This is a genomic window from Cytobacillus sp. NJ13 (assembly GCA_030348385.1).
Lineage (GTDB): Bacteria > Bacillota > Bacilli > Bacillales > Cytobacillaceae > Cytobacillus.
Genome location: JAUCFP010000006.1, coordinates 439834 through 462688 on the forward strand (window position 1 = coordinate 439834; position 22855 = coordinate 462688).

Genomic DNA, 22855 nt, shown 5'->3' on the forward strand with positions numbered 1-22855 from the left:
AAAAAGATACGAATTAAATAGTAAAAAAAGATTAAGGAATACAATATATAAGGCCTGCACTATAACAAGCTAGTTCGTGACCGTATTCCACAAATCATTGCAGGAACAGGGAGGAACTATTCAATAAAATTTCTTGACCAGTCAGAATACGTTAAAGAACTCAGGAAAAAGTGTTTCGAAGAATTACAGGAATATGCAAACGCGATTTATAATGAAGTTGCTTTAGAAGAACTTGCTGGCTTACTTGAAATTGTCCATGCACTTGCCGATTTTCATGGTACATCGATTGAGAATTTAGAGAAATTACGGAAATAAAAAGCTGCAGAATGTGGAGGTTTTAAAGAGAAAATATTTTTAATCGAGGTCGAAGAATAATGAGCCCGCTACAGTAAAACATTCTATAAAGCCTATTGCACTATAAAACAGAAAAATAAATTCACGATAAAAAGACACTTCTATGAGGTGTCTTCAGTTTGTAGACAAAAGGGGTTCGGAATGGTCTCATTCCGAACCCCTTTTTGATTTTTCATTGAATTTGAAGCAATTAAAGCGAATTGCAGACCTCTCCGAGGTTATCATTTAAGCCATTTTTGGACCTTTCCAAGTCCAATTGGCCATTTTCTTTAAATTCATGGCAGCGAAAGTAAGCATCGCCTGCATCGACAATTTTTCAAGTCCCCTGAGGGTTGTCCAACGCATGCCATGCTTTTCTTTTGCATCCGCGAATACTCGTTCAATTGTTTCCTTGCGTTTTTCATAAATCGGTTTGACGACTTGATGGTGGCGAAGATGATCTGCTTCTTCCACGGGTTCCTCCCACACGTGACGTTGAATCAGCTTTTGTTGCGCTTGACTCAGTGTGCATTGAGACAAGAAGGGGCATTCAGCACAAATTCGCGGATCAGATTTATATTGACGATACCCTTCCTTTGTAGTCGTTGTGTATTTTAATATCTCAACAGCTGGGCAAATGTAGCAGTCAAAATGCTCATCATAAACATACTCATGTTTTCTGAAGAATCCCTTGTTTGTACGAGGTCGTGTGTAAGGTAAAGCAGGTGTGATGTCGTTTTTCAATAAGTAGCTCGTGATAGCAGGTGTTTTATACGCTGCGTCTGCCGCAACAGCTTCAGGTTTACTAACTTTCTCAATGACTTGTTCTACCAATGGCTCTAAAATATGACTATCATGCGTGTTACCAGGAGTTACAATTGTGCCTAACACAAAGCCGTTGCGGTCTGCGGCCGTATGAAAAGAATAGGCGAACTGTTTTGTACGCTCATCTTTTACATAGTAGCCACTCTCTGGATCTGTTGTACTTTCCTTAATTTCTTTGTGTTCTTCCTTATCAAACTTATCTGGTGGAAACGGCTTTTTTCCATGATCCTCACGGTCTTGGTTAATTTCCTCTTGAAGGCGTTCCTGATAGGCGCGGGTTTCTTTTCGAACAACTTTCTTTTCAAATTTGCGTTTATTTGCACTCGCTTTTACATGCGTAGAATCTATAAAAACGTGTTCAGCACTAATTAAATTCTTTTCAGCTGCAGTTTTTAAGATACGGTAAAATATCTGTTCAAAGAGATCGGTGTTCTTAAATCGGCGTTCATAGTTTTTACCGAAAGTTGAGAAGTGAGGAACTTTATCGTGGAATCCATAACCTAAAAACCAACGATAAGCCATATTCGTTTTCAATTCTTCAATGGTTTGACGCATGGAACGAATACCGAAGGTATATTGAATTAATGTGAGTTTAATTAATATTACAGGGTCAATACTTGGGCGTCCTTTTTCCGAATACTTATCTTTTACCAAGTCATAGATGAATGAGAAATCAATCACTGCTTCAATTTTACGAACCAAGTGATCTGCTGGTACAAGCTCGTCTAAAGCAACCATTTCAATTTGATCCCGTTGAATTGGATTATGTTTTGAAAGCATTTAAATCACCTCAAACATTGTATTACTTCTATTTTAAAACAAAAAAGACTGCAGACAAGCACGATTTTCATCGAGTTTGTCGACAGTCTGAAGACACTTCTATGAGGTGTCTTTTTATTTGTCTTAAGTTCGAGCACCTTTCCACTTTAACCTTCCTAGTTTTGCACTCAAATACTTTTTAACAATCAGAATGTCACAAAAAGAATCCTAGGATCGTTATATTTATGAACGCGATTTAGAGGGGAGGTGAAAAAAGTCAAGGCAGAAATCTAAACAGAAAACGATGACTGCTAAAATGAATAAATTCACCTGTATTTCGGAACCGTCCAAGGAGCTTGCATATTCGATTCGATAAAGCCTTAGTTCACATGTGAGTAGAAAACAAAATTATTATAGAAAAGGGGTACAACAATAATGACACAACGTATTAATTACATGCAGCATTCACCGGAATTTTTCAACAAGATGATGGCACTGAGCAATGCAGAGAAGGAAAGTTCAATTGAGGAAAAAATCCGTCATCTCGTCCACATTAGAGCTTCCCAAATGAATGGGTGCGGATTTTGCCTGGATATGCATATCAAGGAGGCAAAAATCCATGGCGAGAGAGAGCTTCGCCTTTATCATATCCCGATTTGGCGCGAATCCACTCTATTTAGCCCACGCGAACGGGCAGCACTTGAATGGACAGAGATTTTGACTAAGCTACCTGCACACGGTGTTCCTGATGATATTTATGACAGTGTTCGTGAGCAGCTATCAGAAAAAGAACTATCAGATCTTACCTTCTCCATCATGGCAATCAATGCCTGGAACCGTATCAGCATAGCTTTCAAAAATGTGCCGGGTTCTGCTGACACTGCGTTTGGATTAACTAAAGCTGGACTATGAGTGGTATAAACCCGTAATTTTCATGTGCTTTTACAGCTTGAGTCCAACAAAAAAAGACCGGTAAGATGGAAGAAATCATCTTATCGGTCTCCGTATAAATAGAACCCGGATGTAGTTTTTGTTTATATCCCTGTATGCTTCAGTTTGTCTGGGTTTCGGACAATGTATATGTTCCGGATCAAATTTTCCTCTGTATGAATGATTCCCACCGTATGAATGCCATCATGAGAACGTTGTATAAAAGCAGGTTGTTCGTTAATCTGACTGATTTCAATTTGCGGAGCTCCCTCAGCCATGGATGCTTTGCGTACAGTTCCCATGAGAAAGCGAACAACGTGATCACTCGTTTTAATTGGAAAAATAGCAGCCTTTGCTTTTCCTCCTCCATCAGAGACCAGTATAACGTTAGGATCAAGCATAGATACCATTCGCTTCATGTTTCCCTGTTTGAGTGCTGCCAGAAAGTCAGTAATCAGTTCGTTAGGGGCTGTTTCAGTATGAACAAGCTCTTCAGAGGTGATCCCCATTTTTGAACGCGCACGGCTGAACAGTTTACGGCAGTTCACCGTGCTTTTTTCCATGAGCTCTGCAATTTCTTCATAGTCAAAGCCCAGTGCCTCACGCAGGACAAAAACAACACGCTCCGTTGGTGTAAGCCGTTCAAGCAGTACAATCATGGCATAAGACAATAAATCACCGCGCTCGACTGATTCTATGGAATCATCATTCGAACCCGATTGAAACAGGGGCTCGGGAAGCCATTCTCCAAAATACTGCTCTCGTTTTTTGCGCGCCGATTTTTGTAAATCATAACATCGATTTGTGACCATTTTACAAAGATAAGCTTTAGGCTCAGTCAGCTTCTCCTTTGGAACATCATATAGTTTCAAAAAAACATCATGCACAACATCCTCTGCATCAGAGGCAGATCCTGTCAATTGATAGGCGAGCTTAAACAGCAATCCTTTATATTGCATGTACATTTCTTGCATCATTTCACTTCCATTCTTATTCTGCCAAATGCTGATTTACAGGAAAGGCTACAAAAATAAAACGAGGTAAGGAGAAATTTTGTGACAAAGTGCAGAGGTGCTCCTGAAATTAGTACACAAACTTCTTTGTATTTAATATGTGTGTTGGCTTAGGAAGAGTTTGATTTTTTACTATCAATAAACGGCTGTGGTGTTGAAATACCGCATTTTAATATATAAAGCAGAAAATCAAAGGCGACTTTTTGATAAACAGGTGTATCTGCTTTTAGTCTTGAATTTATATATATATTATATCTGAGCCACGTTGCTTATAAGAACAAATTATGGTTAATTTGGTTATTAAATGATAAAATTTACAGTTGTAAACCCTTAAGAAAAGGGGGGATTTTATGAAATCCTACTGGCTATGGATCCTATTAAATATGGTTGTTTGGCCTTTTGCTATTGCTTATCTTAACCTTCCTATAAATCAATTACCAGTTTACATAATTGGAGTAGCTTTTTATTTCCTGCTATTTTTTCTCGTTCCTTTGATCGAGAAAAAGCCCATTGTTTTGTTTTTTATATTAGGTACAAATACGGTTATTGCAGCAGCAACCCTATTTCCTTACAATGATCATTTTAATCCCTTTCTTATTCTCATCCTTTCCCTTCTAATCGCTGAGGGCTTTTATCGGCTTCCGTTTCGATACAGTATTGTGAATGGGGCAATTGGGGCATTCGCATTAGGCTTCACCACTTTACATAGTACTCTGGGCTGGTTCTTTCAGACTTTCATAACTGTAAATATCATATTCCTTTTGATTGCTCTCATCCATTATAAAAAAACAAAGGATCATCTAATGGATCTTGAAGCACGCCACGAGGCTATTTTCAGTGAATTTCGCGATTTAAAACGGAGAGCTGTCTCAGAGGAGGAGCTTGCCAGGCAAGAGGAGCGGGTGCTGATTGCCCATGAAATCCATGATTCAGTTGGCCATAAGCTGACCGCCCTTATCATGCAGCTCGAAATGTTCCGCCTGCAAGCCTCAGAGAACGAACAGGAAAGAGTGGAATCATTAAAGGAACTGGCTAATGAAAGCCTCAACGAAACACGCAGGGCCGTAAAATCTCTCAAGGCAAATGACACCGGCGGGCTGCCAGGCATCCTGCGATTAATTCGCAGGCTCGAATTGGAAAACATGATGCACATTCATTTCTCTGTCAAATACGGTGCCTTCTCTGCTCCGTTGACTGGTGAACAATCCTTTGTAATCTACAGATCAGTCCAGGAAGCATTAACCAATATCATGAAGCACAGTGATGCCAAAGAAGCAGAAATCACCTTCGAAGCACCAGGCGGAAGCATATTCCGTTTCGAAATTCGAAACCCGTCCACTGGAACGGATAGTTATCACGAAGGCTTCGGACTAAGCCAAATGCGGCAGCGGTTAGAGAAACATAATGGTGGAATGAAGGTGTACCAAACTGAAGGACACTTCATAGTTAACGGATTCATTAAAATAAGGTAGTTTTCGTAAAGGCTTTTTGGGCGCTTATTTGAATATATTCACTGAGTTGATTGCAGCGGAAGGCGCGAGACTCCTGTGGGAGTAGCGAACCAGGGGAGACCCCGCAGACGCGCAGCGGCGAGGAGGCTCCCGGTAGCCCCACGGAAAGCGAGTGCCTGCAGCGGAAATCAACGGGCTAAATTCAAAGACTATCTATAAGAGAGGTGATACCATGATTCGAATACTCCTCGCAGAAGACCAGGTAATGGTAAGACAGGGCTTAAAAATGATGATTGAAACTGAACCTGAGTTCAAAGTCACAGGCGAAACAGATAACGGCAAAGAAGCCATCGCACTTTGTGAAAAAAGGCAATTTGACATTGCCATCCTTGATATCCGCATGCCTGTAATGGATGGACTAAAAGCAGCAAAGACCATCCAATCCCGCTGGCCCCATACCAAAATCCTAATGCTGACAACCTTCGATGACGATAATTATGTCATGGAGGCGCTTCGCATCGGCGTGAGCGGCTACATTTTAAAAAACGGTGACACGGATTCACTGCTCCGTTCAATCCGAAGTGCACTTAAGGGCGGATTATCCATAGAAGAGGGGGTAGCTGCAAAGGTCGTTCCTCAATTAATGAAGCAGCAGGACACCAAGGAACCCGATCCTTCGCTAACACCCAGGGAACGAGCCATCTTAAAGTGTATCGGGGAAGGGCTCAGCAATGGCGAAATCGCAGAACGGCTCGCCATTTCAACAGGAACCGTAAAAAATAATACGAGCCAGATTTTGACGAAGCTGGATTTAAGAGACCGGACACAGCTCGCCATCTATGCCATCCGCCATAACCTTGTCTAATCAGATAAAATGATGAAAGTAATGGTGAAATACATAACTCGTGACGGGAGACAGTAGTGATGCTGTTTCCTTTTTTATATCTTAAATGTATCAATTAAATAAAGGAGTGTGGAACCATGCTCGAAACGGTAAAACTGACGAAAAGTTTTAAAGATAAAAAAGTGGTGGATGAAATTAACCTATACTTGCATGCGGGCGAATCAGTCGGCCTGCTCGGACCGAATGGCGCCGGTAAATCAACGACGATTTCCATGATTGCATCCCTTATTCGGCCGACGTCCGGGGATGTAAAGCTTGATGGGAAAAGCACGATTCAAAACCCTTCTGATCTCAGAAAAGTGCTGGGGGTAGTCCCACAGGAAATCGCATTATACGAGGAGCTATCAGCCTATGAAAATCTGAAGTTTTTCGGAAAAGCCTATCGTGTTGAAAAAGAAACCCTGGAAGTCCGTATTCAGGAAGTGCTGGATATGGTCGGCTTAAAGGATCGCCAAAAGGAGCTGATTAAAACCTTTTCAGGCGGAATGAAACGAAGAATCAACATCGCTGCTGCTCTGCTGCATAACCCGAAAATCCTCATACTCGATGAACCGACTGTCGGCATTGACCCCCAGTCACGAAACCATATATTAGAAACCGTTCGTGAATTAAATCAAACCCAAGGCACTACTGTCCTGTATACGAGCCATTACATGGAGGAGGTCGAGCAATTATGCAATCGTGTCTACATCATGGACCATGGAAAAATCATCGCAACGGGCAGCAAGGAAGAATTGCTGAGCATCTTATCCAGTGAAGATACCATCGGGGTTCAGCTCAGCAAGAGAAGTGAAGAATTCACGGATAAAATTAAAACATTGCCAGATGTTCTTCAAGTGGAGCAAACGAATGAAGGGCTACGCATTCTGGCGAAAAAGAATCATCATCTTTTAAGCAGCCTTGTGCATGCTGCAGAAAAAGAAGGCATTCAAATCATGAACTATCAAGTAGAAATTCCAAGCCTGGAGGACGTCTTTCTTCACCTGACAGGTAAAACATTGCGGGATTAAGGAGAGGTGAAAATGGGCGCTTTTATTAAAAAAGATCTTCTGGTTTTCTGGAGAGACCGCAAAGAGATCTTAATGGCATTATTGCTTCCTATCCTAATCATTGTGATCTTGAATTTTGCCTTTTCAGGCCTTTTCAAGGATGAAAAAACGATGCAAATAGATATTTCAGTGGTGAAGGAAGATGATGTGAAGAAGGGGAAGGAGCAATTTGCAGCTGCTGTAGAGGCGAAGGGAATATCATCTGAAGAAAAAAGTGCAGTCCTTGCAGAAGCAGAAAAGCTTGATCCTGTAAAGCTTATTCAGGATTTTCTGAACAGCTCTGATTTGAAGGAATGGGTGACTGTAAAGGACCTGAGTGAACAGGAAGCAGCGGAACAAGTGAAAAACGGGGAACTGGATGCGATTATTAAGATTCCAGAAGGGTTTACGTTTGAGTCGCTATCACATGTTCTATTAGGGGAAACATCTCAAGGATCCATAACCATTTTAGCGGAGGAGGAATCAGCAGAGGTCAGCACCCTGCAAGAGGTCGTCCATAGCTTTATTAATACTTTAAATACACAGTTTGCCCTTGGGAGTAAAGGAGTCCAGGCCGCAGCAGAACCCATTTTGCCAAAGGGAGGCAAGGAAGTGGTTGAGGGGGATGATGGTGCGGATGCTTATACGATTTCCCAATATTTCACGATCGCAGTCGGCACCCTTTTTGCCTTATTTATGGCTCAAACCGTTTCGTTAAAGACGATGACAGAAAAGCGGGAGCAGGTGTTTAATCGGATTTTATTAACGAATAGCCATCCATTGTCCTTCTTAATTGGGAAAACGGTCTCAGCTTTTGTTCTCTCCATTATACAATTCGCGATTACCCTGACGACAGTTCAATTGCTGTTAAATGTATTTCCGGAAAAATCAATCACGTTTTGGGCGGGATTAATGGTTGTCATGCTGGCATTTGCCTTAACAGTAGGGGGACTTTCTGCTTTATTTACGGCTCTCACTCTCCATTTAAGCGACAGTAATGCAGCAAGTGGAATTTCTACTCTGATCATTATGGGGTTTGGCGTTCTGGGCGGCAGCTTCTTTCCGCTTGAAGGACTTCCGGAGCCCATTCAAAAAATCGGGGAATGGACACCAAATGGCCTGACACAGACAGCCCTTATTGAATGGGTTCAATATAGCCATTTCAATGACTTGCTATTCCCGATTATTTTTCTGATGGGTGTATTTATCATTTGTTTTGCCATCAGTGTGTCAATCTTTCCAAAAAGGGGGCGAAGCTGATGTATCCAGTGTTTTACGCGCAATTTTTAAAGGACAAACGAAAACCGCTTCTAATCCTCTTATTTATTGGCATAAGCATTTTAGCTACTCTTATTTTTGGAAACTCAGCCTGGCAGACGAATGCCTCTGTTGCTGTGTTTGCCTCCGGGCCAAATGCAGAGGAGATTGAACAAAAATGGGTTAAGTTATTAAATAAGGATAATGAAAATACTGAATATGTGATTTCAGAAGAAGGGGCAGCACGTGAACAGGTTAGAGAGGGAAAAAGAGATGTTGCCATTCTATTAATGGAACAGGATTATCGCTTAATAACCGCATCTGATATGCCCAACATCCAGCTAATAGAGCAGGAAGTTCATAAAGCATTTACGGAGGAAGCACAGCTTCAGGCGATTGCAGGCTCAGCAGATACAGCAGAATTAAGAGAAGAAATCGAACGCTACCTGGAAAAACCGCCACTGACCGTTACAACCAAAAGCGTGAATGGCGGAGAATTGACCAGCCATAATATGGGGACCCAGCTGCTGTTTGGCTTTACCTTGTTTATTGCCATGTTCACCATTGGATTTAAGGTCAATGGCATTAATGCGGATAAAGTCAGCGGGGTGTGGAACCGTCTGAACCTTTCGCCAGTAAGTAAAACCAATATGTATACCGGTCATTTACTGTATAGCTTTTTCATTGGATTTTTTCAAATGGCTGATGTTTTTCTGATATTCAAATATGTCATGAACTATGAAATTGGGCCGCTTCCAATCATTCTGACGATAGCAGCCGTCTTTACATTAAGCAGTGTTAGCATGGCTATGCTTGTTGCCGGCTTTACCAAAACGCCGGAAAAGTTCAATATGGTTTATCCATCTGTTATTCCGATGATCCCGATTATCAGCGGTGTTTATGTACCGCCGGGCGTAATGGATAATCCGGTATTCACCTTTATTGCTGACCTGTTCCCTCTAGGCTATGCGCACGAAGCGATGATGAATGCTGCTCTCTTTGGTGCTGACTGGAGTGAGATTCTGCTGCCGGTTTCGTTAATGCTGTTAATTGCAGTTATTTATATGGGGATTGGGATTAATTTAGGGGAGCGGGGCAGGCGGTAAGGTGGAAGTAGCAAATACGAGGGCTGCCATTCTCGGCATCTGGAGCAGCGACTTTCCTTATTGTTCCCTCATGCTGTTCTAAAGTGGTTTTCATAAAATAAATGTGCCTGCCTTTTCTGATAAAGGGCAGGCATTTTTATGGTACAAAATTTAGCAATACATTTATTCTGCCGGATAAAATAAAATCATACTGACACGTGCCAAAGACTTCCCAGAATTATGATAGGTATGGGGCCTATCAGCTTTGAATCTGATGGAGTCACCGCTTTCTAACGTATATTCATCGTTATTAACCCGTATGGTGATTTCCCCATCAAAGACCACGATTAACTCTTCAGTTCCTTCGATATGTGGTTCAGCACTAAGATATCCTCCTTTGTCAATTTCGACGGTGTACACTTCAAATCGCTTATCGTTTTCGAAAGGAAAGTAAGGATATACCCGATACCTGCCATGATCCTCTGTTAATGTCTGAATTTCCTTTTTTAAAACAACTTGAGTATCCGGCTGGGGATGATTAATCAGTGAGGTAAAAGAGATCTTTAACCCATTTGCAATCTTCCAGATGGTTGTGATCGTAGGGCTTGATTCGCCCCGTTCAATTTGGCCGATCATCGTTTTGCTTACTCCCGTTAATTCGGCCACCTTCTCTAAACTTAATTTTTTGTTTTCTCGAAATGCTTTTAAATTCTTAGCAAGAATTAAATGAATTTCCTCCATATCTATATTCCTTCCGTGTGTACAATATAACGTCCATGATATACAATATATAGTAAATCGTTATATTGTCTTTTTCGCACATTATAACATACATGCAAAGGAGGAAAGTAGCTATGTCCTTATTATCTTTTTTCTTATATGTTTTTGTTACCAGCTTTACTCCAGGTCCAAACAATATTATGGCTATGCTGTTCGCTAACCGATTCGGTTTAAGAAAAACGATTCGATTTTGTTTGGGGGTAAGCGCAGGGTTCTTTGTCATTATGATACTCAGCAGTTATTTTAATTTAATGCTTCATCAATTCATTCCAAAGATTGAATGGATCATGACCATCATTGGGGTCATTTATATGCTGTTTTTGGCATTTAAAATCATGACCAGTAAACCTGATGATCAAAACAATAGTGAGGAAAAGCATAACGGCTTCTTAATCGGGATGCTTTTACAATTTATTAATCCGAAGGGGATCTTGTATGGAATTACGGTTATATCAACCTTTATCCTTCCATACCACACCTCACACACGAGTCTTATTTTCTTTTCCATTTTCCTTGCCTTTGTTGGTTTTCTCAGTACTTTTAGCTGGGGGGTTTTTGGGTCCGTTTTTCAATCCTTCCTGGCGAAGTATAGAAGTCAGTTTAATGTGATAATGGCTTTGCTGCTGGTGTATAGTGCCGGGTCGATTCTTGTGGGGTATTTCATTCGGTGAAAAATAGAATGATTGTTCAATAAAATGGGATACAGCCCGCAGCTGTATCCCATTCATGTTTAAACCCCCCTTATTTGTTAAGAATAATAATTAGCCTGAAAAATTGGCATGGCAGTATAAATGTGCCAATTTCCCATTTGGAAATCGGAAGGAACTGATGTAAATGATCGCAGTTGCAGGAGTACTGATTGTTATCGCTATTATCATTGCGATCGATGCCCGTCCTCTCTGGAGAAAAAAACAAAAAAAGGAACTATGGGCATTTTCCATCCTGATGATTTTTGGAACTGCATTATGTATGCTATATGCCCTGGACGTTAAGCTTCCAAATCCGCTGGATTGGCTTACCGCAATCTATAAGCCGCTTTCAGACATGATGAACAACTTTTTAACATGAAAAGGGAGGGCAGTATGCGGGATACACGGGATGAAATTTTACCATTTTCCAGCATGGCCCTTAACTTCCGCTGTTAAAATTTCTAACGCTGATTCCTATTTCTTTTGGCCAGGTTTAGGAGCAGGGGTATTCTCCCGATTTATATTTTTCTGGCTGATTAACCTGGGACGTGATGACATGGCCCATCTTGGCAGCCGAAAAATGGCGTCCTTTTGATCTTCTTCAATAAATGGACCAAAAGGTGACATATATGGAATCCCAAATGAACGTAAGCTGCATAAATGAAGAGTAAGGGCAATCAAGCCAACGATCATGCCGAATAAACCGAATGAAGCGGCCAATGCCATGAATGGAAAGCGCAGCATTCTGATTGAAATGGATAAATTATATGAACTGACGATGAAGCTTGAAATGGCCGTGATGGACACGACGATGACCATGGCTGCTGATACTATGCCGGCATCTACAGCTGCCGTTCCAATGACCAGCGTTCCCACAATCGATACAGCCTGCCCAATTGCTTTTGGCAATCGGATGCCTGCTTCCCTCAAGATTTCAAATGTCACTTCCATCATGAGTGCTTCGATAAAGGCTGGAAAAGGAACTCCTTCACGCTGCCCTGCCAGGCTGATCAATAAGGCGGTAGGCAGCATTTCCTGGTGAAAAGTGGTGATGGCAATATAGACGGATGGCCCTAAAAGCGCGATAAAAAACCCGATATACCGCAGGAATCTGATCAGCGTGCTAATGTCTGCCCGGTTATAATAATCGTCCGGCGATTGCAGAAATTGTACAAATAAAGCAGGGACCATCAGTACATAAGGCGTCCCGTCAACAAGAATAGCCACACGCCCTTCGAGAAGACTTGCTGATACGACATCCGGCCGCTCAGAGTGGCGAAGCGTCGGAAATGGCGAATAGGTCTCATCCTGAATTAATTCTTCAATATAAGAGGTGTCCAAAATACTGTCAATGCTGATTCTGTCAAGCCGCTGCCTTACTTCCTCGACTACTTTGTCATTTGCAATTCCTTTGATGTACATGACAGTCACGTGTGTCTTCGTTTCTTTTCCGATTCTTTTGGTTTCCATCCATAGATTTGGATTATTTATTTTTCGGCGGATTAAAGCCGTATTTGTTCGAATATTTTCTGTAAATGCATCTTTTGGGCCGCGGATGGAGATTTCTGAGGACGGTTCATTTACGCTTCTTTCCTGTCCTCCTTTCATGCAAACGGCAATCCCTTTCGGATATCCTTCCAGTAAGACAATGACATAACCCGTTAAAAGGCAATCATAAAGGGAGTCATAGTCCGGCACATTCGATATCCCGCCTGCCGTGATAACCGTTTCTTTTAAATATAGAAGAAGATCTCCAAAACCTATCTTCTCTGCATCTACATCCCAATCCACCATTAACGATTCCATAATAAAGTTTTGGATGGAAGCACTGTCTGTCAGGCCATCCATATAAATCAGGCCGGCTTTGATTCGTTTTTCTTTGCCAAATCGAATCTCACGTGTGATGATGTCATCACTGTTTCCAAGTGTTTCTTTTATTACCCTTATATTTTCTTTTACATTTGTATGTAATGGATTCTTCTCTGATTGTTTTGGGTCATCGGCCTGTTGTTTGGCTTTTGTTTTTCTGCTGAGTAATTTTTTGTGTTGAAATCTCATATTATACCCCTATTTTTAGCTGTATTTCTGGTGATGGAGAGACACTTTGAAGCCAAAATGAATGGCAGAGGAGAAAAGAGTTCAGTTTCCTGAAGCCCGGTCTATTCAGCTATCAGTTATTTGTCTGATTAATATAGCCATTTTTGGGAGAATGTATTAATAATCTTAAAAATTTGCAGAGGGGTTAGCGGATGAAGAGAAAGATTGCGATCCTGTTCATTTTCATCAGCATGGCATCCCTGCTTTCCGGATGCTGGAACAGAAGGGAATTGAATGAGCTTGGCATTGTCTTAGGGTTAGGCATTGATAAAGCAGATGATGAATATTTGGTTACTCTTCAGGTAGTCAACCCTGGTGAAGTGGCTTCAAAAACAGGCAGCGGACAGAGAACCCCCATTGTAGTTTTTCAGGAAAAAGGGGAGAATCTGTTTGAAGCAATACGAAGGGTCACCACCAATTCCCCGAGAAAAATGTATTTGGCGCATCTAAGGATCGTGATTATAGGAGAAGAATTAGCAAGTGAAGGCATCTCAGAAGCATTGGATTTTTTATCCAGAGACCATCAAGTACGATCTGATTTTTTTATTGCCGTATCAAAAGATACGAGAGCGGAGCATGTATTAAAAGTGTTGACATCACTCGAGAGTATTCCAGCCAATAAGTTATATGATGCTCTTGAAACATCAGAAAAAGCATGGGCACCAACTTTTGCAGTGACATTAGATGATTTGATTGCGGACTTGGTCAGTGATGGCATTAATGCGAAATTAACGGGAGTTATCATAGAAGGGGATATCCAAAAAGGCGAACAGCTGGTGAATGTCCAGCAAACAAAAGACAGAACCGAATTGAAATATAAGGGGATAGGTGTGTTTAAAGGGGACAAATTGGCCGGATGGCTGGATGAAGACGAGAGCAAAGGACTTACCTACTCCTTAGATGAAGTGGATAGCACGATCGTGAAGGTGAAATGCCAGGACGAAGGAAAAGCGGGAATTGAAATAATCCAATCTAAAGGCGAAATAAAGGCACAACTTAAAAATGAAATTCCGAAAGGAACGATTACGGTTCAGGCAGAAGGAAATGTTGGGGATGTAGCGTGCAGGTCTCTTGATTTAACGAAAGCGGATACCTTAACCGAACTTGAAAAGAAAGTGGAAAAGGATATCAAATCCAAAATTGAGAAGACCGTAACTGCAGCAAAAGAAAAATATGAATCCGATTTATTTGGTTTCGGTGAAGCGCTCCATCGTTCCCATCCGGATTATTGGAAAAAAACCAAAAAGGAGTGGGCGCACCGTTTTGCAGAAATGCCGGTGGAGGTAAAAGTAAATGTGACAATAAGGGGAGTTGGCACAATTGTAGACTCACCACTCAATAAAATGAAGGATAAGTAAATTTACACTGAAGAAGTGACATAAGGAGAAGTATTTAATGCTGGTCTTGAAAGGGCAAAAGAAATCCTGACAATAGGAAGTTGTATATGATCAACCAAAAAATAAGTGTTCGGCAATTTAAGATATTCGTTATTTTATTTTCTATTGGCACTACCATTTTAGTGATTCCCGGAATCATGGCTCAGGTAGTTCAGCAGGATGCCTGGCTTGCTGCCGGGATCGGTACAGTTTTTGGTTTAGCCGTAGCGTCCTTGTACATTGCGGTTGGCCGATTGTTTCCTGCGAAGACACTCGTAGAGATGAATGAAATTCTTCTTGGCAAATGGTTCGGCATCCCTGTTTCGTTAGTGTTTATCTTATTTTCATTATATGGTGCCGCAGAACTTCTGTATTATGTTGGGACTTTCTTAACTGTACAAGTCCTTACAGAAACTCCGCGAGAGGCAGTCCATATCATTTTTGCCTGCATTTTAGTGATGGGGATTCGCTTGGGCATTGAAACGCTTGCCCGCACTGCGGAATTATTATTTCCTCTATTTGTGTTTTTGTTTTTGCTTATGGTCGTTACATTAATCCTGCCTCCGACAGAAATAAATATTGACCAGATCCTTCCAGTATTCGAAGCAGGCGTGAAGCCGGTGGTAAAGGCTATTTTTATTTTTACAAGTGTTTTTTCCTTGCCATTGGTCGTTCTGTTAATGATCTTTCCCGTTTCTGTCAATCAGCCAAAAGAAGCTGAAAAAAGCTTCCTTCTTGGAATCTTTTTTGCAGGAATCAGTTTGACTGTTTTGATTGGGCTTACCGTATTAGTGCTGGGTGCTGATAATACAGCAAGGCAGATGTATCCAAGCTATACACTGGCCAGGAAGATCAACGTCGGAAATTTTCTGCAGCGGCTGGAAGCTGTCGTGGCGATAATGTGGTTTATCACGATCTACTTTAAAATGACAATATATTTTTATGCGGGTACAGCTGGTCTTGCACAAATTTTGCGTATCAAAGATTACCGTCCGCTGACACTGCCTTTAGGGCTGATTTTGACGGCGGCTTCCTTGAGGCTGCACCCGAATACAATCCATTCTGCAAGCTTTGACATGGAAATTTTCCCGCTTTTATCCGCTACAATTGGCTTTCTGCTTCCATTCACTCTGTTATTGGTTTATTTCATCCGGAGAAAAAAACTTCGTCAGAAGCAATCATAGAGGGCACCGGTCATTTTTGCGTGAATAGGAGATTTAATTAATAGGCTGCCTGCTTAAAGGCAGTCTTTGTGTATTTCGATTTTATTTAGCAGAAGTTGCCTTTATAATATAAATAAACTATTGGATAAACATAAGGGATTCATAGATAAGGGGGGATCTTATGATTACAGTGAAAGAGTTTGCAGATGTGTTAGAGAGGGATAATATTTTGCTGGTGAGCGGCGGCAGGCAAAATATGAATAAAGAGATTGCTTACTTAACCAGCATGGAGCTTACTGAAAAAACATCCCGCATGAAAGAAAAAGGGTTTGTTATGACCACGTTTCACGCTTTTAAAGATGTGAAGCAAATGATTAGCCACTTGGAATGGATGCAGGAGATCGGAATTAGTGGAATTGGTTTTCATACAGCCTCATTGAAAACAATTCCAAGGGAAGTTATTGACTACTCCAATACCCATTCTTTCCCGCTTTTTGAAATCCCCCAAGAGGTCCCTTACTATATCATCCACGAAAAATATAATAAGCTAGTAAATCAAAGGGAAAATGAACAGGCTTCGAAAATACATAAATTAAATGAAAAACTGATGGAAATTGTTCTCCTGGAGAAGGATTTGAATTCCATTGTAAAAGTAATAGGAGAATATATAAACAATATTGTGTGTGTGTTAGACCCGTATTTTGATTTGATGGCGTATTGGAAAACGAAAGGGCAAACCAGGGATGAGATTAAGCACCTGATTAATTTAATAATTAATCAGCATAAAGAGAATGTGTTAAAAGTACGCTTCACCAATCGCGAAACAAATATAGCAGTGAAAATGGATGGTTTTTCTGATCAAAATTTCAAGGTAGCCCCGCTGTTTTCTAAGATGAACTTTCTTGGTTATCTGATTATTTGTCGAAATGGAACAGCGGATAAGTTTTCAGAAGAGGTCATTAAGAATGGTATACGTGCTTTAAGTTTAGCTGCCTATAATAAAAATACATTGCTCCACTACCAAAAAAGCAAAGACATAGAAATGCTTGAAAGTATTTTTCAAGGTGAGTCCGATGATAAGAGTCTATCTGACTTTTATATGGATCTTAAGAAAGTAAAATGTATTTTTCAGGTGCAATCCTCCTCTCCGGAAACACTTCAGTTAAAACTTCAAATGCTTTCTGAGAGTTTAATAGAAAATGAAACAAACTCCCGATTATGGATTTATAACAGAAAAATTGTCGGGGTGATTGATTCGATTTTAGACAGAGATCGGTTAGCAAAAATCCTGACAGATTATCCAGGAGTCCGTATTGGTGTAAGTGCGATAGAAGAAGTGAATCATTGCAGCAACATTAAAGCTATGTATGACCAATCATCTGTGGGGTTACTGCATGGCCAAATTCATGATGAACAATTGGTATTTTGGGATGAGATGGGGATTGAAAAAATAGCCTATAATTTGCAATCACATCATTTGTTTCAAAACTTCGATGAAGAATTACTGGGGCCGTTGTTTGTCTATGATCAGGAAAAAAATGCTTCCTTAACCGAAACACTATATACATACTTAAAACACTTTTTCAATCTGCAGAAATCGAGCAGCGAATTATTTGTGCATCCTAATACGGTAAAGTACAGATTGCAGAAAATAACCGAATTAATGCAGGTGGATATACAAAATCCATCCAATTATTCAATGCTGATGCTGGCATTTTCCATACACAGCTATAAACAGAAGGCAGATCAATTTCAATAGAATTGTTTAAAAGGGACAAATTCATGTCCCTTTTTTGTTTGTAGTGTACAATGATAAATAATCTTTCTATTGTTATGATTTTGAATAATCAAATAATAGGAGGACTTTAAATGCCAGCAGACACGAAATGGATTTTAAAAAATGGCAGTATAATTGACGGATTAAATGATGAGGTACTGGAGAATTCATACATCAAGGTTGAAAACGGGAAAATAACTGAGGTCAAAGAAGGGGAGCCAGGTGAAACAGAAGGGTTTGAAATCATTGATTGTACCGGAAAGCATATACTTCCCGGCCTGATTGACTGCCATGTACATCTCGTTTGGAATGGAAGTGCAGACCCGCAATCCGTCATAAAGAATGAAGAGAATGACAGAATCGCTTTAGAAGCCTATAAGCATGCATTAGATACACTGAAATTAGGAGTCACTACTGTAAGAGATTTGGGTGCACCGGATCGGACAGTATTGCATGTAAGAAATGTTATTGATTCCGGCTTGCTTTTAGGACCTACTATTATTGCTTCGGGAGCACCCATTTGCATGACAGGCGGACATGTATATTATTTAGGCTACGAATCGGATGGGCCGGACGAAGTGCGCAAGAATACTAGAAGGGTGCTCAAGGAAGGGGCAGACCTGGTAAAAGTGATGGCAACTGGCGGTATTTATACCAAAGGGGAAGAGCCAGGTTCCGTACAATTAACAATAGAAGAACTAAGTGCTGCAAAAGAAGAGGCACTAAAGAAGAATAAGAAGGTCTCTGCCCATGCAGATGGAATTGAAGGAATTATGAATTGTTTAGAGGTCGGGATTGATACAATCGAACATGGTATCTATGCTGATCGTCAGGCACTTGAAATTATGAAAAATCAGGGAACCTTTTTGGTGCCGACAATGGCTGTCATGAGACAGCTTATAAGCAGCCCGGACATTCCGGCATTTGCACTTGAAAAAGCTAAGCAAGTAGTGGGACCGCATTTTTCCATGCTGCAGGAGGCTGTTCAAATCGGAGTGAAGATTGCAACAGGTACTGACTGTGGCTCACCTTTAACCCCGCCCCGCTATTATTATGATGAATTAGCGATTATGCATGAAGCCGGAATGTCGGAAATGGAAGTCATCAAAGCATCTACGAATGTTGCTGCTGAATGTCTCGGGATTGAAGATCAGCGTGGCAGTATTTCTCCAGGAAAGTTCGCCGATCTGCTGATCACAGACAGCAATCCTCTGCTTGATTTAAATAGTTTGCGGGGAGACAAGCTTGTTATGAAAAATGGTGTTTTGGTCAGCTGAGATACTGTTGACAGTGTTTGTCATAATTTCATTAAGCTGTAAAGGAAACTGCAACGGGGCTCTGCGATTGCGGAGTCTCCCTTGTATACATCGTTCCTAAAGTAAATTAATTAGGAAACATGGATCGCTGTTCCAGGATTAGATCTGCATTAAGCTTCCACACAGCCTTATATAAAAATAGTAAAAGGAGTGAGCTTATTGAACATTTACTTAGCTGCAGTCATTCTTTATCTGATTCTAATGGCGTTGATTGGTGTGTATTTCGGAAAAAAATCTGTCAAAAACAGTGATGATTTCATGGTTGCAGGACGAAGTTTGCCGCTATTCGTCGTAATGGGTACTCTTCTGGCAACGTTCGTTGGGTCTGGAACTGTGGTCGGCGGGGCGAGCTTTATTTACCAATACGGACCGTTTGCCGCTATTTTTAATCTTTCAGGCGGAATTGTTGGAGCTATCATTTTATATTTTATAGCTTCTAAAATTCGCGAGATTGAAATCTATACAGTACCAGATCTTTTAGAACGGCGTTTTGGAAAAACAGCTCTTTATATATCATCCGTTATTATCATCTTTGCCTTTGTCGGAATAACAGCCTATCAGTTTACAGGCGGAGCATACGTCCTGAAATTAACCACTGGCATTCCATTAGAAATAGGAGCCATCATTATGTGTGCTCTAGTCATCTTCTTAACTGTAAGCGGCGGGCTTTTTTCGGTTGCGTATACGGATGCACTTAGTGCCATTTTAATTATTGTTGGCTTTCTTTTCGGGGTTCCCTTTGCATTGAATGCTGTAGGGGGCTTTGAAGGATTAGCTCTATCTTTGCCGGAGACAAATAAGACCTGGAATGGCGGCTTATCCTTTCCGCAGCTTCTCGGTTTCTTTCTGCCATTGTTTTTACTCGTACTAGGTGATCAAAACATGTATCAGCGATTTTCTGCTGCGAAAGATCCGAACGTAGCCCGGAAATCCACTATCGGCTTTTTTGTTGGCAGTGTTTTTGTCATTGGTTTAACGATCATTCTGGCAACTACCTCAATCGTGCTTTTTCCTGCCATTAAACCAGATACAGCCATTTTATCACTTGCGATTGATGGTGTACCCCTTGTAATCGGTTTGCTTATTCTTTGTTCAGCCGTTGCCTTTATTATCACAACAGCTACTTCTTACCTTTTATCAGCATCAGGAAATATTGTTAGTGACTTGATTCAGCGTTCAAGCAAAAGGAAGCTATCTGAAAGTAAACTTCTAGGGTACAACCGTGTCATTGTCGTGATATTAGGGGTCCTTGCCTATGTATTAGGGCAATTCTTCCCAAGTGTCCTGGCCATCCAAATGTATTCGTATACGATGTATGGTGCGTCCTTAACTCCTGCCATTCTTGCAACCGTATTATGGAAGAATGCAACAAAAGCAGGCGTAATCAGCTCCATGATTGTGGGTGGTTCTGCAACTATGATTTGGGAAATCGGCCTTGACCGGCCTTTAGATTGGAATAGTGTTCTGTTTGCCTTGCCATTGTCAGTTTTAACACTCATTATTGTCAGTTTGGCAACCAGAAATAAAAGTGTCTCTGCTGACCTTACGACTGATCATACAAGCTAATATGACTTTAAAAGGAGTTGGAAAGCGTGGATTCAATGAAACGAATCAATCGATTAAAGGAGTATATGAAAGAACAAGCAATTTCTGCCGTATTTGTATTTAATCCTGACCATCAATTTTATTTAACGAATTTTAAAGCTTTAATTTATTCACGGCCCATCATCTTTCATTTACAGGAAAAGACAGCCATGATTGTTCCCGGCCTTGAAGAAACCCATGCTCTGGAACATTCACATGCAGATGATGTTCTGGTCTATTATGAGCATCCTGGTGCTGGCAGGGATGAGACATCACATATGGAGCATATAAGTGCATCGGTAAAACAAAGTCCTGACTCATCAAAAATTGGTGTGGATTTAGCGTTTATTCCGGGTGAGGTTCTTCTCTATCTTCAGGAATCAGGCTATCAGGTGGTTGATGTCGGGCCATTTATTTATCAAATGCGATTTATCAAGGATGAAGAAGAAATTCACATGCTGGAGCAGGCCGGACAATTAGTGAACCTGGCAGTAAGCAAGTCATTAGCGCAAATTCAAGCGGGAATAACGGAAATGGAAATAGATGCAGCGGGAAATGCGGCCCTTTTTGAAGCAACTGCTGCACAATATCCGGATTCGGTTATTGATATTGTGGTTATGTCTCCTTCCGGGTTAAAACGAAGTATTATGCCGCACGTCTTTTCCAATACAAGAAAAATAGAAGCGGGAGATGTCATTATTCACAGCAGACAGGTTGGGCTAAATGGGTATCGTGCTGAATTAGAGAGAACCGTGATTGTTGGGAAGCCAACATCCCAGCAGGAAAAGGCATTTCAGGCTGCAATAGAAGCTCAGCAGCGTGCGATTGATTTTATTAAACCAGGTGTGAAATTTTCAGAGGTAGATGGTGTTGCCCGTCAAGTGTTTGAAAAAACGGGACTTGAAAAATATGCGATTCACCGTACTGGACACGGAATAGGTGTTTCAGCTCATGAGCAGCCATTTTTGCGTTATGACCATCATGATGTGGTAGAGGAAGGAATGGCATTCTCAATTGAACCTGGGATCTATATACCGGGGGTTGGCGGTTTTAGACACTCTGATACTGTTCTTATTACATCTGATGGATGCCGATTAATTACAGAATATCCACGTGATATGCAGTCCCTGCTTTTTTAACTTAAATATCAAACTAGAAAGGGAGAAGGAGTATACTTCTCCCTTTTAAAAGTGATAGGAGGAATATGTGATGGAGTTTGTGATTTCGAATGTACAGCTATTATATGGCGAAGAATTGGAATGTAAAAAGGGTTTAGCTCTTTGGATAAAGGACGAAATGATAAAAGACATAATTCCTGAATCCAAACTGCCAGCCAACGTAAAGGTTATGGATGGGAATGGAGGGTATTTGGCTCCAGGCTTAATAGATTTACATGTTCATATGATGTGGGACGGTTCATTAAATCCAGTTCAAACCTCCGAAACAGAAGGCTATGAGCAGATGCTGCTACGGGCTGTTTCTAATTGTCAAACATATCTTCGTAACGGAATAACGACTGTCAGGGACATTGGCTCTGTTGATGACATTGCTCTGCATGTAGCAAAAGGAATCAAAAGGGGGCTCATTTCAGGTCCTGATGTGATTGCCAGCGGAAAAACATTAACCATGACAGGCGGCCATGATCCGTTCTGGGCAAGATTTGTGGATGGAAAGGAAGAGGCTTTAAAGGGTGTACGCGAACAAATTTTTAAGGGTGCTGAAGTGATTAAAGTAAGTTCTACTGGCGGGGTCTATGGAAGAATAGAAGGGGAACAAGTCGGAAATGCAGAGCTTAGCCTGGAAGAGCAGGAAGTCATCTGTAAAGAGGCGCATCGTTTTGGACTCAAAGTTGCGTCCCATGCTATTGGCCGTGATGGAATATTGAATTCGATTATTGCGGGCATCGATACGATTGAGCATGGCCATTTTCTGGACGATGAACTGGCTGCCTTAATGGAAGAACGGAATACAGCCTGGATTCCAACATTGTTCGTCTATAAGCAAATTGCTACACAGGAGGGGATTCCATCTTATGCAAGAGACAAAGCAGAGGAAATTGTCAGCATTCACCGGAATGCATTTGAATCCTATTTTTACCGGAATATCTTAATTGGGGCCGGTTCAGATGCTGGTTCACCATGTACATCTCACCGGGCACTGCTGGATGAATTGTATACCATGTATGAGATGATTCCTGATGCAAAAGAGGTGCTAAAAACAGCAACAGTAAATGCCGGGAAAATTTTAGGACGCGACGTTGGGCAAATTAAAGAGGGCTACAGGGCAAATCTGATCTTGCTTAAAGAAAATCCGCTTGAGTGTCTGAGTAATTTAGAAAGTATAGAGATGGTTTTAGTAAGGGGAGAAATATTTTAATTATCCTAAGATAGTAAGAAAAGACATTTCATGTTGGAATGTCTTTTTTTATATGCTCGAGGAGCTGGTGCCAGTTGCCCATAGATAAATAAGAGCAGTTTGCATGTTTTTC

Annotated in this window: 20 protein-coding genes; 16 read left to right on the forward strand and 4 right to left on the reverse strand. The window is 41.0% G+C overall.

Annotation, left to right across the window (positions count from 1 at the left end; genetic code table 11):
* Positions 1–54 precede the first annotated feature (54 nt).
* Positions 55–315, forward strand: coding sequence for a nucleoside triphosphate pyrophosphohydrolase (locus QUF73_02210; GenBank protein ID MDM5225014.1), 261 nt, complete (start codon positions 55–57; stop codon positions 313–315).
* Between the two features lie 264 nt (positions 316–579).
* Here the strand turns inward: QUF73_02210 and QUF73_02215 are convergent, their stop codons facing one another.
* Positions 580–1938, reverse strand: coding sequence for an IS1182 family transposase (locus QUF73_02215; GenBank protein MDM5225015.1), 1359 nt, complete (start codon positions 1936–1938; stop codon positions 580–582).
* Positions 1939–2352: 414 nt separating this feature from the next.
* On the opposite strand from QUF73_02215, the gene QUF73_02220 reads away from it, so the two are divergent.
* Positions 2353–2829 carry a carboxymuconolactone decarboxylase family protein gene (locus tag QUF73_02220; GenBank protein ID MDM5225016.1) on the forward strand — a complete coding sequence of 159 codons (477 nt, stop codon included), beginning with the start codon at positions 2353–2355 and terminating at the stop codon, positions 2827–2829.
* A 122-nt stretch (positions 2830–2951) separates the two neighbouring features.
* On the opposite strand, the gene sigJ is transcribed toward QUF73_02220, so the two are convergent.
* Positions 2952–3821, reverse strand: coding sequence for an RNA polymerase sigma factor SigJ (sigJ, locus tag QUF73_02225; GenBank protein ID MDM5225017.1), 870 nt, complete (start codon positions 3819–3821; stop codon positions 2952–2954).
* Positions 3822–4210: 389 nt separating this feature from the next.
* On the opposite strand from sigJ, the gene QUF73_02230 reads away from it, so the two are divergent.
* The 5 genes from QUF73_02230 (at position 4211) to QUF73_02250 (ending at position 9606) form a co-directional block, all read left to right on the forward strand.
* Positions 4211–5332 carry a sensor histidine kinase gene (locus QUF73_02230; protein ID MDM5225018.1) on the forward strand — a complete coding sequence of 374 codons (1122 nt, stop codon included), beginning with the start codon at positions 4211–4213 and terminating at the stop codon, positions 5330–5332.
* A 211-nt stretch (positions 5333–5543) separates the two neighbouring features.
* Entirely contained in the window at positions 5544–6176 is a 633-nt protein-coding gene (locus tag QUF73_02235; GenBank protein ID MDM5225019.1) for a response regulator transcription factor, read from the forward strand.
* A gap of 116 nt (positions 6177–6292) precedes the next feature.
* Positions 6293–7225: an ABC transporter ATP-binding protein gene (locus QUF73_02240; GenBank protein ID MDM5225020.1), complete on the forward strand. Its 933-nt coding sequence runs from the start codon at positions 6293–6295 to the stop codon at positions 7223–7225.
* A gap of 12 nt (positions 7226–7237) precedes the next feature.
* Positions 7238–8503, forward strand: a complete 1266-nt coding sequence (locus QUF73_02245; protein MDM5225021.1) for an ABC transporter permease — start codon at positions 7238–7240, stop codon at positions 8501–8503.
* A complete protein-coding gene (locus tag QUF73_02250) occupies positions 8503–9606 on the forward strand; it encodes an ABC transporter permease (protein ID MDM5225022.1) in 1104 nt (367 codons plus the stop codon). Before QUF73_02245 ends, QUF73_02250 begins: the two co-directional genes overlap by 1 nt.
* 162 nt (positions 9607–9768) lie before the next feature.
* On the opposite strand, the gene QUF73_02255 is transcribed toward QUF73_02250, so the two are convergent.
* Positions 9769–10326, reverse strand: coding sequence for an XRE family transcriptional regulator (locus tag QUF73_02255; protein ID MDM5225023.1), 558 nt, complete (start codon positions 10324–10326; stop codon positions 9769–9771).
* A 113-nt stretch (positions 10327–10439) separates the two neighbouring features.
* Between QUF73_02255 and QUF73_02260 the strand changes: the two genes are divergently transcribed.
* The gene (locus QUF73_02260; GenBank protein ID MDM5225024.1) at positions 10440–11036 is read left to right on the forward strand and encodes a LysE family transporter; all 597 of its coding nucleotides are present in this window, start codon (positions 10440–10442) and stop codon (positions 11034–11036) included.
* Positions 11037–11199: 163 nt separating this feature from the next.
* Positions 11200–11433 carry a hypothetical protein gene (locus QUF73_02265; GenBank protein ID MDM5225025.1) on the forward strand — a complete coding sequence of 78 codons (234 nt, stop codon included), beginning with the start codon at positions 11200–11202 and terminating at the stop codon, positions 11431–11433.
* A 95-nt stretch (positions 11434–11528) separates the two neighbouring features.
* Here QUF73_02265 and QUF73_02270 read toward each other — a convergent pair whose 3' ends face one another.
* The gene (locus QUF73_02270; GenBank protein ID MDM5225026.1) at positions 11529–13112 is read right to left on the reverse strand and encodes a spore germination protein; all 1584 of its coding nucleotides are present in this window, start codon (positions 13110–13112) and stop codon (positions 11529–11531) included.
* A 191-nt stretch (positions 13113–13303) separates the two neighbouring features.
* On the opposite strand from QUF73_02270, the gene QUF73_02275 reads away from it, so the two are divergent.
* The 7 genes from QUF73_02275 (at position 13304) to QUF73_02305 (ending at position 22743) form a co-directional block, all read left to right on the forward strand.
* Complete coding sequence (locus QUF73_02275) at positions 13304–14509, forward strand: Ger(x)C family spore germination protein (protein ID MDM5225027.1); 1206 nt, start codon at positions 13304–13306, stop codon at positions 14507–14509.
* Between the two features lie 86 nt (positions 14510–14595).
* A complete protein-coding gene (locus QUF73_02280; protein MDM5225028.1) occupies positions 14596–15711 on the forward strand; it encodes an endospore germination permease in 1116 nt (371 codons plus the stop codon).
* A 160-nt stretch (positions 15712–15871) separates the two neighbouring features.
* Positions 15872–17449 carry a helix-turn-helix domain-containing protein gene (locus tag QUF73_02285; protein MDM5225029.1) on the forward strand — a complete coding sequence of 526 codons (1578 nt, stop codon included), beginning with the start codon at positions 15872–15874 and terminating at the stop codon, positions 17447–17449.
* Positions 17450–17559: 110 nt separating this feature from the next.
* Positions 17560–18744 carry an amidohydrolase family protein gene (locus QUF73_02290; GenBank protein MDM5225030.1) on the forward strand — a complete coding sequence of 395 codons (1185 nt, stop codon included), beginning with the start codon at positions 17560–17562 and terminating at the stop codon, positions 18742–18744.
* 189 nt (positions 18745–18933) lie between these two features.
* Positions 18934–20349 carry a sodium:solute symporter family protein gene (locus QUF73_02295; GenBank protein ID MDM5225031.1) on the forward strand — a complete coding sequence of 472 codons (1416 nt, stop codon included), beginning with the start codon at positions 18934–18936 and terminating at the stop codon, positions 20347–20349.
* Positions 20350–20384: 35 nt separating this feature from the next.
* The gene (locus QUF73_02300; protein ID MDM5225032.1) at positions 20385–21506 is read left to right on the forward strand and encodes a Xaa-Pro peptidase family protein; all 1122 of its coding nucleotides are present in this window, start codon (positions 20385–20387) and stop codon (positions 21504–21506) included.
* A gap of 70 nt (positions 21507–21576) precedes the next feature.
* Positions 21577–22743 (forward strand): amidohydrolase family protein, encoded by a 1167-nt coding sequence (locus QUF73_02305; protein MDM5225033.1) that lies wholly within the window; start codon positions 21577–21579, stop codon positions 22741–22743.
* Positions 22744–22855 lie beyond the last annotated feature (112 nt).

What these genes read in the sequence shown, in the direction of transcription:
- QUF73_02215 (MDM5225015.1), bottom strand. Translation starts at nt 1,938, where the DNA reads ATGCTTTCAAAACATAATCCAATTCAACGGGATCAAATTGAAATGGTT.
- QUF73_02220 (MDM5225016.1), top strand. Translation starts at nt 2,353, where the DNA reads ATGACACAACGTATTAATTACATGCAGCATTCACCGGAATTTTTCAAC.
- sigJ (MDM5225017.1), bottom strand. Translation starts at nt 3,821, where the DNA reads ATGCAAGAAATGTACATGCAATATAAAGGATTGCTGTTTAAGCTCGCC.
- QUF73_02230 (MDM5225018.1), top strand. Translation starts at nt 4,211, where the DNA reads ATGAAATCCTACTGGCTATGGATCCTATTAAATATGGTTGTTTGGCCT.
- QUF73_02235 (MDM5225019.1), top strand. Translation starts at nt 5,544, where the DNA reads ATGATTCGAATACTCCTCGCAGAAGACCAGGTAATGGTAAGACAGGGC.
- QUF73_02240 (MDM5225020.1), top strand. Translation starts at nt 6,293, where the DNA reads ATGCTCGAAACGGTAAAACTGACGAAAAGTTTTAAAGATAAAAAAGTG.
- QUF73_02245 (MDM5225021.1), top strand. Translation starts at nt 7,238, where the DNA reads ATGGGCGCTTTTATTAAAAAAGATCTTCTGGTTTTCTGGAGAGACCGC.
- QUF73_02250 (MDM5225022.1), top strand. Translation starts at nt 8,503, where the DNA reads ATGTATCCAGTGTTTTACGCGCAATTTTTAAAGGACAAACGAAAACCG.
- QUF73_02255 (MDM5225023.1), bottom strand. Translation starts at nt 10,326, where the DNA reads ATGGAGGAAATTCATTTAATTCTTGCTAAGAATTTAAAAGCATTTCGA.
- QUF73_02260 (MDM5225024.1), top strand. Translation starts at nt 10,440, where the DNA reads ATGTCCTTATTATCTTTTTTCTTATATGTTTTTGTTACCAGCTTTACT.
- QUF73_02265 (MDM5225025.1), top strand. Translation starts at nt 11,200, where the DNA reads ATGATCGCAGTTGCAGGAGTACTGATTGTTATCGCTATTATCATTGCG.
- QUF73_02270 (MDM5225026.1), bottom strand. Translation starts at nt 13,112, where the DNA reads ATGAGATTTCAACACAAAAAATTACTCAGCAGAAAAACAAAAGCCAAA.
- QUF73_02275 (MDM5225027.1), top strand. Translation starts at nt 13,304, where the DNA reads ATGAAGAGAAAGATTGCGATCCTGTTCATTTTCATCAGCATGGCATCC.
- QUF73_02280 (MDM5225028.1), top strand. Translation starts at nt 14,596, where the DNA reads ATGATCAACCAAAAAATAAGTGTTCGGCAATTTAAGATATTCGTTATT.
- QUF73_02285 (MDM5225029.1), top strand. Translation starts at nt 15,872, where the DNA reads ATGATTACAGTGAAAGAGTTTGCAGATGTGTTAGAGAGGGATAATATT.
- QUF73_02290 (MDM5225030.1), top strand. Translation starts at nt 17,560, where the DNA reads ATGCCAGCAGACACGAAATGGATTTTAAAAAATGGCAGTATAATTGAC.
- QUF73_02300 (MDM5225032.1), top strand. Translation starts at nt 20,385, where the DNA reads ATGAAACGAATCAATCGATTAAAGGAGTATATGAAAGAACAAGCAATT.
- QUF73_02305 (MDM5225033.1), top strand. Translation starts at nt 21,577, where the DNA reads ATGGAGTTTGTGATTTCGAATGTACAGCTATTATATGGCGAAGAATTG.